Annotated in this window: 9 protein-coding genes and 4 pseudogenes; all 13 read left to right on the top strand. The window is 64.7% G+C overall.

Features of this window, described 5'->3' with window-relative positions:
- The first annotated feature begins 26 nt into the window (after window positions 1–26).
- Window positions 27–1,301: an ABC transporter substrate-binding protein gene (locus tag ACVILI_RS26765; protein ID WP_069092773.1), complete on the top strand. Its 1,275-nt coding sequence runs from the start codon at window positions 27–29 to the stop codon at window positions 1,299–1,301.
- Window positions 1,302–1,359: 58 nt separating this feature from the next.
- Window positions 1,360–2,076, top strand: coding sequence for an ABC transporter ATP-binding protein (locus ACVILI_RS26760; RefSeq protein ID WP_020628956.1), 717 nt, complete (start codon window positions 1,360–1,362; stop codon window positions 2,074–2,076).
- Window positions 2,073–2,780 carry an ABC transporter ATP-binding protein gene (locus ACVILI_RS26755; RefSeq protein WP_064986003.1) on the top strand — a complete coding sequence of 236 codons (708 nt, stop codon included), beginning with the start codon at window positions 2,073–2,075 and terminating at the stop codon, window positions 2,778–2,780. The genes ACVILI_RS26760 and ACVILI_RS26755 overlap by 4 nt, the downstream gene beginning before the upstream one ends.
- 58 nt (window positions 2,781–2,838) lie before the next feature.
- Window positions 2,839–3,701 (top strand): annotated as a pseudogene (locus tag ACVILI_RS26750) (branched-chain amino acid ABC transporter permease).
- A gap of 7 nt (window positions 3,702–3,708) precedes the next feature.
- A pseudogene (locus tag ACVILI_RS26745) lies at window positions 3,709–4,757 on the top strand (branched-chain amino acid ABC transporter permease).
- On the top strand, window positions 4,757–6,511 hold the full coding sequence (locus tag ACVILI_RS26740; protein WP_240564844.1) for an FAD-dependent oxidoreductase: 1,755 nt from the start codon (window positions 4,757–4,759) through the stop codon (window positions 6,509–6,511). The pseudogene ACVILI_RS26745 and the gene ACVILI_RS26740 overlap by 1 nt, the downstream one beginning before the upstream one ends.
- 10 nt (window positions 6,512–6,521) lie before the next feature.
- Window positions 6,522–7,409: an intradiol ring-cleavage dioxygenase gene (locus ACVILI_RS26735; RefSeq protein ID WP_240564845.1), complete on the top strand. Its 888-nt coding sequence runs from the start codon at window positions 6,522–6,524 to the stop codon at window positions 7,407–7,409.
- A 69-nt stretch (window positions 7,410–7,478) separates the two neighbouring features.
- Entirely contained in the window at window positions 7,479–8,297 is an 819-nt protein-coding gene (locus ACVILI_RS26730; RefSeq protein ID WP_240564846.1) for an SDR family NAD(P)-dependent oxidoreductase, read from the top strand.
- A gap of 67 nt (window positions 8,298–8,364) precedes the next feature.
- A complete protein-coding gene (locus tag ACVILI_RS26725) occupies window positions 8,365–9,672 on the top strand; it encodes an ABC transporter substrate-binding protein (protein ID WP_019859755.1) in 1,308 nt (435 codons plus the stop codon).
- A 1-nt stretch (window position 9,673) separates the two neighbouring features.
- Window positions 9,674–10,135 (top strand): annotated as a pseudogene (locus ACVILI_RS26720) (ATP-binding cassette domain-containing protein); the annotation flags it as partial.
- Window positions 10,136–10,292: 157 nt separating this feature from the next.
- Window positions 10,293–10,805, top strand: a pseudogene (locus ACVILI_RS26715) (GntR family transcriptional regulator); the annotation flags it as partial.
- A 55-nt stretch (window positions 10,806–10,860) separates the two neighbouring features.
- Window positions 10,861–12,027, top strand: coding sequence for a mandelate racemase/muconate lactonizing enzyme family protein (locus ACVILI_RS26710; protein ID WP_038648578.1), 1,167 nt, complete (start codon window positions 10,861–10,863; stop codon window positions 12,025–12,027).
- A gap of 60 nt (window positions 12,028–12,087) precedes the next feature.
- On the top strand, window positions 12,088–13,446 hold the full coding sequence (locus ACVILI_RS26705; protein ID WP_019859734.1) for a mandelate racemase/muconate lactonizing enzyme family protein: 1,359 nt from the start codon (window positions 12,088–12,090) through the stop codon (window positions 13,444–13,446).
- Window positions 13,447–13,500 lie beyond the last annotated feature (54 nt).

The raw sequence follows: 13,500 nt of genomic DNA, 5'->3' as shown, positions 1-13,500 counted from the left end.
AAAGAGGCAAGAGGGAGGAAGAGCAGATGATTACGAGACGGAGCTTACTGAAAGCGTCGGCGGCGACAGGCCTGGCGCTTGCCGGTTCCCGGCTGGCGACGCCGGCGCTGGCGCAGGGCGCCAAGATTCGCCTGGGCTATGTTTCGCCGCAGACGGGGCCGCTCGCCGGCTTCGCCGAAAGCGATGCCTACAACATCAAGGCTTTCCTTGCGTCCGAGGCGGGCAAGAATTTCGACGTCATTGTCAAGGACAGCCAGTCGAACCCCAATCGCGCGGCCGAAGTGGCCAAGAACCTGATCGTCGACGACGAGATCAACCTGATGCTGGTCGGCTCGACGCCCGAGAACACCAACCCGGTCGCCACCACCTGCGAGGCGGAGGGCGTGCCGGTCATCTCGACCATGGCGCCGTGGCAACCCTGGTTCATTGGCCAACAGGGCAATCCGGGCGACCCGTCGTCATGGAAGCCCTTCAAGTTCGCCTATCATTATTTCTGGGGTCTCGAAGACATCATTGCCGTCTACACCGGCATGTGGAAGCAGCTTTCCACCAACGGCAAGGTGGGCGGGCTGTTCCCCAACGATGCCGACGGCAATGCCTGGGGCGATCCGAAGAACGGGCTGAAGCCCGGCCTCGATGCCGTCGGTTTCAGCCTCAGCGATCCCGGCCGCTATCAGAACCTCTCGGACGATTTCACCGCGCAGGTCAACGCCTTCAAGGCGGCAAATGCCGAGATCGTCACCGGCGTGGTCATCCCGCCCGACTTCACCACTTTCTGGAACCAGGCCCGCCAGCAAGGCTTCAAGCCCAAGGCGGTGACGGTGGCCAAGGCCATCCTCTTCCCGCAATCGGTCGAGACGCTCGGCGATGCCGGCCACAACCTCTCGTCCGAGGTCTGGTGGTCGGCCTCGCATCCGTTCAAGTCGTCGGTGACGGGCCAGAGCTCGGCTGACCTTGCGGCGGATTTCACCGCCAAGACCGGGCGTCCGTGGACCCAGCCGATCGGCTTTGTCCATTCGCTGTTCGAGGTGGCGGCCAATGTCATGGGCCGCGTTTCGGATCCGACGAATGCCGAGGCGATCGCGGCGGCGATAGCCGCCACCGACATGACGACCGTGGTCGGAAAGGTGGCCTGGAGCGGTGCGGGGCTGCCGCCTTTCGCGGCAAAGAACGTTTGCAAGACGCCGCTCGTCGGCGGCCAGTGGCGCAAGAAGGCCGGCGGCGGCTTCGATCTGGTGATCGTCGAAAACGCCACCGCGTCTGAGATCCCCACCGCAGGCAAGATGGAAGCCCTGGCCTGACGCCGCCGGGGCGGCGGATGCCGCCGCCCTCGTTCGGCGCGACCCGAGGATGACAGTGATGATACTCAGGCTGGAAAACGTCTCGAAGTCCTTCGGGGCCCTGAAGGTTACCGATGGCGTGACCGTCACGGTGCCGCGCGGCGAGGCGTTGGGCATCATCGGTCCGAACGGGGCGGGGAAGTCGACGCTCTTCAACCTGATCACCGGCAATCTGCTCGCCAATGAGGGACGCATCGAATTCCTCGGCCGCGACGTCACCCGCGCCCCAGCCATGGATCGGGTGCGCATGGGTGTCGGCCGCAGCTTCCAGATCCCGCAGCCCTTCGAGGGGCTGAGCGTGTTCGAGAACCTCTTGACCGCCGCCGCTTTCGGCCGGGGCGGCCGCGAGGCCGAAATGGTCGACGATTGCGCTGCTATCCTCGAAGAGACCGAACTTCTCCGGAAGGCCAATGTGCTCGCCGGATCGCTGAGCCTTCTCGACCGCAAGCGCCTGGAGCTCGCCCGCGCCCTGGCGACGGGACCCGAGTTGCTGCTTCTGGACGAGATCGCCGGCGGGCTGACCGAGGGCGAATGCAAGGCACTGGTCGCGACGATCAAGGCGATCCACGCCAGGGGCACGACAATCATCTGGATCGAGCATGTGCTGCACGCTCTGAGATCGGTGGTCGAACGGCTTCTCGTGCTGGATTTCGGGCGCGTGATCGCAATCGGTGAGCCGGATCAGATCATCGCCTCGAAAGAGGTTCGCGAAATCTATCTGGGGCTCGAGGTCTGATGCTGCTGGAGACGCGCGACCTCACCGCGAATTACGGCCAGTTCCGGGCGCTGTTCGGTGTGAATATCACTGTCGCGGCGGGCGAATGCGTGGCGATCATCGGCGCCAACGGTGCCGGTAAATCCACGCTGATGCGTTCGATCACGGGCGTGATCCGCAACGAGGCCGCCATGGTTCTGCACCGGGGCGAGCCCATAGGCGCGCTGTCCTCGGCCGAGATCATGAAGCGCGGCATAGCCATGGTGCCGGAAGGGCGCCGGCTCTTTGCCTCGCTGAGCGTCGAGGAAAACCTGCTGATCGGCGGGCAGGCGCGCAAGGCGCCCGGGCCGTGGGGCCTGGAGGCGGTTTACGAGCTCTTCCCGATCCTGCGCGAGCGGCGCAAAAACCCCGGCACGGCGCTCTCGGGCGGCCAGCAGCAGATGGTCGCGATCGGCCGGGCGCTGATGTCCAATCCTGAATTGCTGCTCTGCGACGAGATCAGCCTCGGCCTCGCGCCCGTCGTCATCCGCGACATCTACGCAGCACTTCCCAAGATCCGTGAAGGCGGTGCCGCGATCGTGCTGGTCGAGCAGGATATCGGCAAGGCGCTGGCGGTGGCCGATCGCGTCTACTGCATGATGGAGGGCCGGGTGACGTTGGTCGCCAAGGCGGCCGAGGTCACGCGCGAAGAAATCCATTCCGCCTATTTCGGGGTGGCGGCATGACGAGGCAGCCCCGCATGCCCCGGCAATTTTCCCGCCGCCTGACGACGGGGGCGCGGCGATGATCTGGCTGGACACCCTCGTGCAGGGAATGCTGCTGGGCGGGCTCTATGCGCTGTTCGCAGCCGGACTGAGCCTCGTCTTCGGCATCATGCGGCTGGTGAACCTCGCCCATGGCGACCTGATCGTCTTTGCCGCCTATCTGGTGCTGATGGGCGTCACCTTGCTTGGCCTGTCGCCCTGGGTCGCTGCGCTCATCGCCATGCCGGTGATGTTTACGCTTGGCTGGCTGCTGCAGGCCGCCGTGCTGAACCGGGTGCTTGGCAAGGATATCCTGCCGCCACTCCTCGTCACGTTCGGCCTGTCGGTTGCCGTGCAGAATGGGCTGCTCGAGGCCTTTTCCGCCGACAGCCGGCGCATTCCGGCAGGCGCATTGGAGGGGCATCGCTCGATCTCGGGCTGGTCACCTTGGGGGTCATGCCGCTGATGACCTTTGTGTCCGCGATCCTCGCCATCGTGGCCTTGAACGGGCTCTTCTATCACACCGCCCTCGGCCGTGCCTTCCGCGCCACCTCGGACGACGCCGTGACGGCGGGCCTGATGGGGATCGAGCCGAAGCGGGTGTTTGCCGTCGCCACCGGGATCGCGATGGTCGTGGTGACGCTGGCGGCGCTCTATCTCGGAATGCGGGCAAACTTCGATCCCTCGATCGGGCCGGCGCGGCTGATCTATGCCTTCGAGGCGGTGATCATCGGCGGCCTCGGCAGCCTGTGGGGAACGCTCGCGGGCGGGATCATCATCGGCGTGGCCCAGACGGCCGGCGCGGCGGTGAATCCGGAATGGCAAATCCTGGTGGGCCACATCGCCTTTCTGGTCGTGATGCTGCTCAAGCCGCGGGGCCTGTTCCCGCGCGCAGTGGATTGAGGGCGGCATGTATCGGCTGACAACCCGCACCCGCGCCGGAACTGCCACGGAAATCGCCGTGTTCGTTCTCGTCCTGGCCGGGCTCGCCTTGCCCGCCGTGACCTCGCGCGGTGTCATACAGGACCTGTTCTTCATTCTCACCATGCTGACGCTGGCGCAGATCTGGAACCTGCTGGCGGGCTATGGCGGTCTCATCTCGGTGGGCCAGCAGGCCTTCGTCGGCATCGGCGCTTATGCGATGTTCGCTGGCGTGATCCTGCTGGGCTGGAACCCGGTTGCCGCGATCCTGCTGGGCGGCCTTGCGGCGCTGGCCCTGGCCGTTCCCACGGCCTTCTTCGCCTTCCGCCTGCAGGGCGCCTATTTCGCCATCGGCACCTGGGTGATCGCCGAGGTGACGCGGCTGCTGATCGCGCAATGGAAGGCGCTCGGCGGCGGCACCGGCACCTCGCTGCCGCGCGAGGCGACCAGCAACATCATGGGCACGGATGCGATCCAGGCGCTGTTCGGCGTGCGCGAGGCGGCCGCGCGCGACATTCTCGCCTATTGGCTGGCGCTGGCGCTGGTCGTGGTCGTCACCGGCTGCATCTACTGGCTGCTGCGCAGTCGCCTCGGGCTGGCGCTGGCAGCCGTACGCGACAATGTCGAGGCGGCCCAATCGGTCGGCGTCGATGTCGGGCGTTCAAATGGGCGGTGTTTCTGATCGCCGCGGCCGCCACCGGACTGACCGGCGCGCTGATCTTCGTGCAGACGGCCCGCATCTCGCCGGAGGCGGCCTTCGCCGTCACCGACTGGACGGCCTACGTGATCTTCATCGTCGTCATCGGCGGCATCGGCACCATCGAGGGACCCATAGTCGGGGTGCTGGTCTTCTTTGCGCTGCGTTCGGCGCTGGCCGACTACGGCAGCTGGTACCTGATGACACTCGGCCTCGCCGCCATCGCGGTGATGCTGTTCGCACCGAAGGGGCTGTGGGGGCTGATATCAGCCCGCAGCGGCCTGCACCTGTTTCCGGTCCGCCGCAGGCTGGCCGGTCTGAAGATCGAGGGAGGAAATTGATGGCGGATATCGAAACCGACGTACTGGTCGTGGGCACGGGCCCGGCCGGCTCGGCCACGGCGGCACTTCTCGCCAGCTCCGGCGTGGCCAACATGGTCGTGAACCGCTACCGCTGGCTGTCGAATACGCCGCGTGCCCACATCACCAACCAGCGCACCATGGAGGTGCTGCGCGACCTCGGGCCGGAAGTCGAGGCCGAGGCTGTGATGCACGCCTCGCCGCAGGAACTGATGGGCGAGAACGTGTTCTGCGAAAGTCTGGCGGGCGAAGAGCTTGGCCGGATGAAGAGCTGGGGCACCGACCCGCTCTCCAAGGCTGAACATCTCCAGTCGTCGCCGTCCTTCATGAACGATCTGCCCCAGACCTTCATGGAACCGATCCTGTTCAAGACGGCGTGCGCGCGCGGCACGCAGGCGCGCATGAGCACCGAATATGTCAGCCACGTCCAGGATGCGGACGGCGTCACCACGACCTGCCGCGACAGGCTGTCGGGCAAGGACTTCACCGTGCGGTCGAAATTCCTCGTCGGTGCCGATGGCGGCAACTCGCTGGTGGCCGAGCATCTGGGCCTGCCGTTCGAGGGCAAGATGGGCGTCGGCGGGTCGATGAACATCCTGTTCCGGGCCGATCTTTCGAAATACGTCGCGCACCGGCCAAGCGTCCTCTACTGGGTCATGCAGCCCGGCGCCGATGTCGGCGGGATCGGCATGGGTCTCGTTCGCATGGTGCGGCCGTGGAACGAGTGGCTCATCGTCTGGGGCTACGACATCAACCAGCCGCCGCCCGATGTGACGCCGGAACTGGCCACTGAGGTCGCCCGCCAGCTGGTCGGAGATCCCGGGCTCGAGATCGAGCTCCTGGGCGCCAACACCTGGACCGTGAACAACTGCTTTGCCACGCACATGCAGAAGGGGCGGGTGTTCATCATGGGCGACGCCGCGCATCGGCATCCGCCCTCGAACGGGCTTGGCTCCAACACCTCGATCCAGGACGGGTTCAACCTCGCCTGGAAACTTGCCAAGGTCGTCAAGGGGCAGGCGGGGATCGGGCTGCTGGAAAGCTATTCGGCCGAGCGTGCGCCGATCGCGCGCCAGATCGTGACGCGCGCGAACCAGTCGATCGCCGAATTCGGTCCGATCTTCGAGGCGCTCGGCATGGATGGCGGCGTGGATCACGACAAGATCCAGAAGAACATGGAGGCCCGCGCCGACGCCACACAAGCCGCCGAAACGCAACGCGAGGCGCTGCGCAAGGCCATCGCCTTCAAGAAGTACGAGTTCGACGCCCATGGCGTCGAGATGAACCAGCGCTATGCGTCGGGCGCCGTCGCAAGCGACGGCCAGCGCGAGCCGGCCTTCGAGAAGGATCGCGAGCTCCACTATGCGCCCACGACCTGGCCGGGCGCGCGTCTGCCGCATGTCTGGGTGTTCGAGCGCTCGGGCCGGAAGATCTCGACGCTCGACCTTTGCGGACATGGCGAGTTCACGCTGTTGACCGGCATTGGCGGCGAGGCCTGGGTTGCCGCTGCCGACGCGGTGGGCGCGGAACTCGGTCTGCCGATCCGCACCCATGTGATCGGCCCGCGCCGCGCGGTCGAGGACCATACCGGCGACTGGGCGCGCGCACGCGAAATCCGCGACGCGGGATGCCTGATCGTGCGTCCCGACCACCACATCGCCTGGCGCGCCGAAACGCTGGCCGCCGATCCGGCGGCGGAGCTGCGCCGCGTCTTCAAATCCGTTCTGGCGCGCTGAGGAGGCTCCCATGACCGATGAACACGAACACGGCTATTTCACCGAAGCCAACTCGGCCGAAGTCGTCGTGGCGCGCAACAAGAACGCCAAGGACCAGCGGCTCGGGCAGGTCATGGAGGTCATCACCCGTAAGCTGCACGAGGCGGTGAAGGAGATCGAGCCGACGCAGGAGGAATGGTTCGAGGCGATCATGTTCCTGACGCGGACGGGCCAGATCTGCAACGAGTGGCGGCAGGAGTACATCCTTTTGTCGGATGTCCTCGGCGTCTCGATGCTGGTCGACGCGATCAACAACCGCAAGCCGTCGGGCGCCTCGGAATCCACCGTGCTGGGGCCATTCCATGTCGCCGACGCGCCGGAACTGCCGATGGGCTCGAACATCTGCCTCGACCAGAAGGGCGAGCCGATGTTCGTGCATGGCCGCATCCTCGACACCGAGGGCAAGCCGATCGCGGGCGCCAAGATCGATGTCTGGCAGGCCAATGACGAAGGCTTCTACGACGTGCAGCAGAAGGGCATCCAGCCCGACTTCAACTTGCGTGGCGTCTTCCGCACCGGCGCGGACGGACGCTACTGGTTTCGCGGCGCAAAGCCCAAATACTACCCGATCCCGGATGACGGGCCGGTCGGCAAGCTGCTCGGCGCGCTGGGACGCCATCCCTACCGCCCGGCGCATCTCCACTACATCGTCGAGGCCGAGGGCTTTGAGGCGCTGACCACCCACATCTTCGATCCGGACGACCCGTATATCGATACGGACGCCGTCTTCGGCGTGAAGCAGAGCCTGCTCGCCGAATTCCGCAAGGTCGAGGATGCCGAAGCCGCGGCTGAGGCCAAGGTTGCCGCGCCGTTCTACGACGTGGAATTCGATTTCGTGCTTTCGCGAAAGAAGAAGTGAACCGCCGCGCCGCGGGTGCCGCGAAGGCGCCCGCACGCAGGCCGGTATCGTGCAAATGGGAGGAAACTGATGGCCGCACTTGAGAAGATGTTCGATGTCAGAGGCAAGTCGGTGATCGTCACCGGCGGCGCCAGCGGCATTGGCCAGGCCTATGCAGAGATCATGGCCGAGCATGGCGCGAAGGTCTGCATCTTCGACCTGAACCCCGTCGGGCTGGAGAAGACCGTCGCCGCGATCAGGGCTTCGGGCGGCGAGGTCTGGGGCCAGGTCGTCGATGTCGGCGACCGCGCGGCGATGGCTCGAGCCTTCGACAAGGTGGCTGAGAAGGCGGGTTCGATCGATGTCGTGTTCGCCAATGCCGGGATCGACGCCGGCCCGGGCTTCAGCACCCCGACCGGCGAGAGGAATCCCGAGGGTGCCATCGAGAACCTTCCCGACGAGCACTGGGACAAGGTGATCGAGATCAATTTGACTTCGGTCTACACCACGATCAAGCATGCCGTGCGGCACATGAAGCCGAATGGCGGCGGCCAGATCATCGTCACATCGTCCATCGCCTCGCTGATCAACGAGAGCATCGTCGGCACGCCCTACATGCCGGCCAAGGCCGCGGTGAACCATCTCGTTCGCCACATGGCGATGGAGCTCGGCGCCTACAACATCCGCATCAACGCCATCCTGCCTGGGCCGTTCATCACCAACATCGCCGGCGGCAGGCTGCGCAATCCGGCCGACCGCCAGGCCTTCGAGGCTCAGTCGCTCGTCGGCCGCATCGGCGATCCGGAAGAGATCAAGGGCCTGGCGCTCTACCTGGCGTCGCCCGCCGCGTCCTACGTCACCGGCTCGCTGATCGTCATCGATGGCGGCTCGCTGCTGCGGATGACCTGAACAAGCTTTGAACTGACGCCGGTCTCGTCGAGGGGACGGGTCGGCTTAACCAAGGGAGGAAATGACCATGACCTACTACAACAAACTCGTGAAATCGGGCTTGCCCAGCCGCCGGACCGTGCTGAAGGGGCTTGGAGCTGGCGTTGCGGCCGCCAGTACGCTGGCCATGCCGCGCTATGCGCGCGCCGCGACGGCGGGCAAGATCAAGCTGGGCTATCTCAGCCCCACCACCGGTCCGCTCGCCCTCTTCGGCGAAACGGATGGCTATACCTTGCAGAAGATCCGCGCTTTGCTCGGCGGCCAGCTGCAATGCGCCAACGGCAATACCTACGAGATCGAGATCCTCGATCGCGACAGCCAGTCCAATCCGAACAAGGCATCGGAAATCGCCGGCAACCTCATCCTGAACGACGAGGTGCACCTGCTCGTTCCGGCCTCGACCACCGATACGATCCTGCCCGCGGCCGAACAGTCCGAACTCTATGAGACGCCCTGCATCTCCTCGGGCGCGCCCTGGCAAGCGGTGATCATGCCGCGCGGCGGCGGCAAGCAGACCTTCGACTGGACCTACCATTTCTTCTGGGGTCTCGACGAAGCGCTGAACACCTTTGTCGGGCTCTGGAACCATCTGGAGACCAACAAGAAGGTCGGGATGCTGTTTCCCCAGAACATCGACGGCGAGACCTGGGGCAATGACGAATACGGCCTGCCGGCACCAACCCGCAAGGCCGGCTACGAGGTCGTCGTGCCCGGCTACTTCCAGCCGCGCACCAATGACTTCTCCGCGCAGATATCCGAATTCAAGAAACAGGGCTGCGACATCATCGGCGGCATCACTTATCCGGACGATCTCAAGACCTTCGTCACCCAGTGCAACCAGCAGGGCTTCAAGCCGAAGGCGGTCACGGTGGCGGCAGCACTCTTGTTCCCGGGCGGCGTCGAGGCGATGGGGCCGCTCGGCAACGGCATGTCCTCGGAGGTTTGGTGGACGCCGGCCTTCCCGTTCAAGTCGTCGCTGACTGGCCAGGTCAGCAGCGACATCGCCAGCCAATGGGAAGCCGATTCGAAGCGGCAGTGGACGCAGCCTCTGGGCTATTCGCATGCCCTGCTCGAGGTCGCGCTGGACATATTGAAGCGCTCCTCCAATCCGCTCGACCGGACGGCCAACCGCGACGCGCTGGTCGCCACCGATCTGCAGACGCTGGTCGGCCATATCAAGTTCGACGGTTCGGCGCACAAGAACATCTGCAAGACGCCGATCTTCGGCGGCCAGTGGGTGAAGGGCGAGAAATGGCCCTACGACCTGAAGATCGTCGACAACACGGTCAATCAGCTCTTCGCGCCGCAACAGGCGATCAAGCCGATCGCCTGGTGACATGAGCAGGGACGCGGACGGATCGATGGATAGGGAAATCCTGCTGACGGCGCGCGGCGTGTCGAAGTCCTTCGGCGCCGTCCGCGTCCTGCATGAGGTGAGTTTCGACGTGCGTCGGGGCGAGGTGCTGGGCATCCTCGGCCCGAACGGGGCGGGCAAGACGACGCTGTTCAACATGATCAGCGGCGATTTGAAGGCGTCCGGCGGCGAGATCCAGCTCGGCGACACGGCGCTGCGCGGCGAGCCGCCCTTCCGTCGCTGCCAGATGGGGATCGGACGGACCTATCAGATCCCGCGTCCCTATTCCGGCATGACCACTTTCGAGAACCTGCTGGTCGCCGCCGCGTTCGGCGGCGGCCGGTCGGAGAAGCAAAGCTATGCCTTCTGCGCCCAGGTGCTGCGCGATTGCGAGCTTTCCGACAAGGCCAATGTCTCGGCCGGTGCCCTGACGCTGCTCGACCGCAAGCGGCTGGAACTGGCGCGCGCGCTGGCGTCGGATCCGAAGCTGCTGCTGCTGGACGAGATCGCGGGCGGGCTGACCGACGATGAATCGAAAGCGCTGGTGGCGCTGGTGCGCCGCATCCGCGACCGCGGCATCACCATCGTCTGGATCGAGCACGTCCTTGTTGCGCGGGGAAGGCTTTGTCACCTTTCTGCCCAATCGCGGGGCACGCGTGCGGCCCATAGATCAGGATTTTGTCCGCGATATCTACGAGATCGGTGTGCTGATCGAGCCGGCCCTGACGCGATGGTTCGTGAGCATGGCCACCGACGAGGACATCGCCGAACTCGAACGTCTTCAAGGTCTGATCGAAGAGAACAATTTTGCCGACACGTTCAGGCACAGCGAGCTGGACACCGCTTTTCACACCGTGATGTACCAGAGGCACTACAACCGCCATGCCGCCGAGCTTTGGTGGAAACATCGCGAAGTGCTGCGCGCCGTGAGCCGTCGTTTCAATTTCACGCTCGCCCGGCGTGCCGCCATCATCCGCGAGCACCGCGAGCTCATCGCGTATGTAAAGGCGGGAAATGCCGACGAGGCAGCCGAACTCATTGCGCGCCATGTCGAGGGCTCCGGGAGGCATGTCCTTGAACACATGCGCGCGCGCAACGCCGCGCGGGCAGGGTAGATCAATCGGCCCGGAACACCGCTCTTTAGGTCATCCAGATGAGGATAGTTGAGAGATGAAAATCACGAGCATTCGGCCGTGGCTGATCAAATCCGATGCTTCCTATTGGGGGGAGTACCTGTTCGTTGAAGTGACGACCGACGAAGGCGTGAGCGGCTGGGGGGAGATCACCACCACGACGAAGCTTGCCAACCGTGCGCTCTGCACGATCCTGCGACAGATCGGTGCCTCCGTGACCGGCGAGGACCCGGCGCGCATCGAGCAGCTGTGGCACAAGATTTTCCGCAGCTTCACCTATATGGGCAGCCGCGGCGCCGCCGTCGAATGCGTGAGCGCCATCGACATAGCCCTCTGGGACATCCGTGGCAAAGTCCTCGGCAAGCCGATCTACGAGTTGCTTGGTGGTCCGGTGCGCGAGGAAATCGCGCTCTACACCCATCCCAACCAGGCCAAGTTCACCAGCAAGGAGGCTGTGGTCCGCGAAATCAGGGACATCGTCGAGTCCGGGCACACAGGGCTCAAGTTCGACCCTTTTCCGCATCAGGGCCGCGGCCCCGATGGGCTGTCGCGCGAGCAGCGGGACGGCTACCTCGATGGCAGCATGACCCGCAAGGACGAGCGCGAAGCGGCCGAACTCACGGCGCTGATTCGCGAAACGGCGGGTCCTGACGTCGACATCCTCATCGATGCGCATGGCCGCTTCGACGTTCCCACCGCCATTCGCCTCTGCCGCAGCCTGGAGGAAGCCGGCCAGATCGACTGGTTCGAGGAGCCCTGTCCGCCCGAGAGCCTCAACGCGCTCAAGCAGGTGCGTGACAAGGTCAGTGCTCCAATCTCATGGGGCGAGCGCGGCCACACGAAATGGGATTTCGTGCCGGTGCTCGAGAACAAGCTCGCTGACTACCTCATGCCTGACGTCACCTGGACCGGCGGCATTACCGAACTCAAGAAGATTTCCGCCCTGTGCGAAGCCTACTACATCCCGGTCTCGCCGCATGACGCCGCGGGGCCGATCAACGTGGTCGCGGGGGCGCAGGTGATGATGACCGTTCCGAACTTCTACAAGCTCGAAACGTCGGAATGGAACCTGGGCAAATACGATCATCTCATCGACAGACCGCTCGACGTTTCGAACGGCAGCCTCAAGCTGACGTCGAAGCCTGGTCTCGGTGTCGAGATGAACCGCGATTACCTGCAAGCCCACGAGATCGAGCTGAGCTAGCAACGCTCAATGCCGGGCGGCGTTCGCGGCGCAAGCCCCCGACCAGAACGAGGATAGATCATGCCAAAGACGGGTGGAGCCGGCGAGGCTCTCAATCGGGTCAACACGAATTCCAAGCCATCCGACCTTCGCATCACCGACATGCGGGTGGCCGAAATCGTCGGCGCGCCATTCACCTCGGCGCTGCTCAAGATCTACACCAACCAGGGCATCGTCGGGCTCGGCGAGGTGCGTGACGGCGCCAGCGCCACCTTCGCGTTGATGCTGAAAAGCCGGCTGCTTGGCGAGAACCCTTGCGATATCGATCGCCTGTTTCGCCGCATCAAGCAGTTCGGCGGGCACGGCCGGCAAGGCGGCGGCGTGTCGGCGGTCGAGATCGCGCTGTGGGATCTCGCCGGCAAGGCCTATGGCGTCCCCATCTACCAGATGCTCGGCGGCAAGTTCCGCGATCAGGTGCGCGTCTATTGCGACACCGACGCCGAGAAACCGAGCGGCACCGAAACCGGAAAGCGCCTCAAGCAGCGCATGGATCGCGGTTTCACCTTCCTCAAGATGGATCTGGGCTTGATGCAGATCGCCCATGTCCCCGGCGCCGTGTCCGCGCCAGCCGGAGCGCTCGACGGGTTTCATGCCAATCCACGCGGCCGTGGCGGCACGCTTGAGGAGCGCAAGGCCCGCAATCTCGCCTACGACGCGCAGAACGTGCAGCACCCGTTCACCGGCCTGCATTTCACCGAAAAGGGGATCGATCTGCTCGAGGAGTACATCCACGAGGTTCGCGAGGTGATCGGGTATGAGATCCCGCTCGCCATCGACCATGTCGGCCACATTTCGCTGCAGGACGGCATACGCCTGTCGCGCCGTATCGAGAAATACGTTCCGGCCTGGCTGGAGGATGTGATCCCCTGGCAATATACCGAACAGTACCGGCAATTGCAGCAGGCCACCACGGTGCCGATCTGCACCGGCGAGGACATCTACCTCAAGGAAGGCTTCGAGCCGCTGCTCAAGAGCGGCGGCCTCTCCGTCATCCACCCGGACCTGCTCACCAGCGGGGGCATCCTCGAGACCAAGAAGATCGGCGACATGGCGCAGGATCACGGTGTCGCCATGGCCATCCATATGGCCGAAAGCCCGATCGCCGCGATGGCCGCCGCGCATGTCGCCACCGCGACCGAAAACTTCATGGCGCTCGAATACCACTCCGCCGATGTCGACTGGTGGGACGATATCGTCACCGGCCTGCCCAAGCCGCTCGTCAAGGACGGCTTCATCACCGTGCCCGACAGACCTGGGCTGGGCATAGATGATGTGGTCGACGAGGTGATCGGCCAGCATCTGCAGCCCGGTGTCACGGGGATATGGCAATCCACCGAGCATTGGGACAATGAATATAGCTGGGACCGGACCTGGAGTTAGCCCAGGCCCCCTGCCATCATTCCCCTCAGGCTCACAGGGCCTACGACCGACCAT

It is taken from the genome of Mesorhizobium sp. USDA 4775, from assembly GCF_054062655.1.
Note: the sequence above shows the minus strand (reverse complement) of the source record. Positions and strands in the feature narration are given on the sequence as shown.

Bases quoted from the DNA above. Each gene is read 5' to 3' on its own strand.
- ACVILI_RS26765 (WP_069092773.1), top strand. From the start codon at position 27: ATGATTACGAGACGGAGCTTACTGAAAGCGTCGGCGGCGACAGGCCTG.
- ACVILI_RS26760 (WP_020628956.1), top strand. From the start codon at position 1,360: ATGATACTCAGGCTGGAAAACGTCTCGAAGTCCTTCGGGGCCCTGAAG.
- ACVILI_RS26740 (WP_240564844.1), top strand. From the start codon at position 4,757: ATGGCGGATATCGAAACCGACGTACTGGTCGTGGGCACGGGCCCGGCC.
- ACVILI_RS26735 (WP_240564845.1), top strand. From the start codon at position 6,522: ATGACCGATGAACACGAACACGGCTATTTCACCGAAGCCAACTCGGCC.
- ACVILI_RS26730 (WP_240564846.1), top strand. From the start codon at position 7,479: ATGGCCGCACTTGAGAAGATGTTCGATGTCAGAGGCAAGTCGGTGATC.
- ACVILI_RS26725 (WP_019859755.1), top strand. From the start codon at position 8,365: ATGACCTACTACAACAAACTCGTGAAATCGGGCTTGCCCAGCCGCCGG.
- ACVILI_RS26710 (WP_038648578.1), top strand. From the start codon at position 10,861: ATGAAAATCACGAGCATTCGGCCGTGGCTGATCAAATCCGATGCTTCC.
- ACVILI_RS26705 (WP_019859734.1), top strand. From the start codon at position 12,088: ATGCCAAAGACGGGTGGAGCCGGCGAGGCTCTCAATCGGGTCAACACG.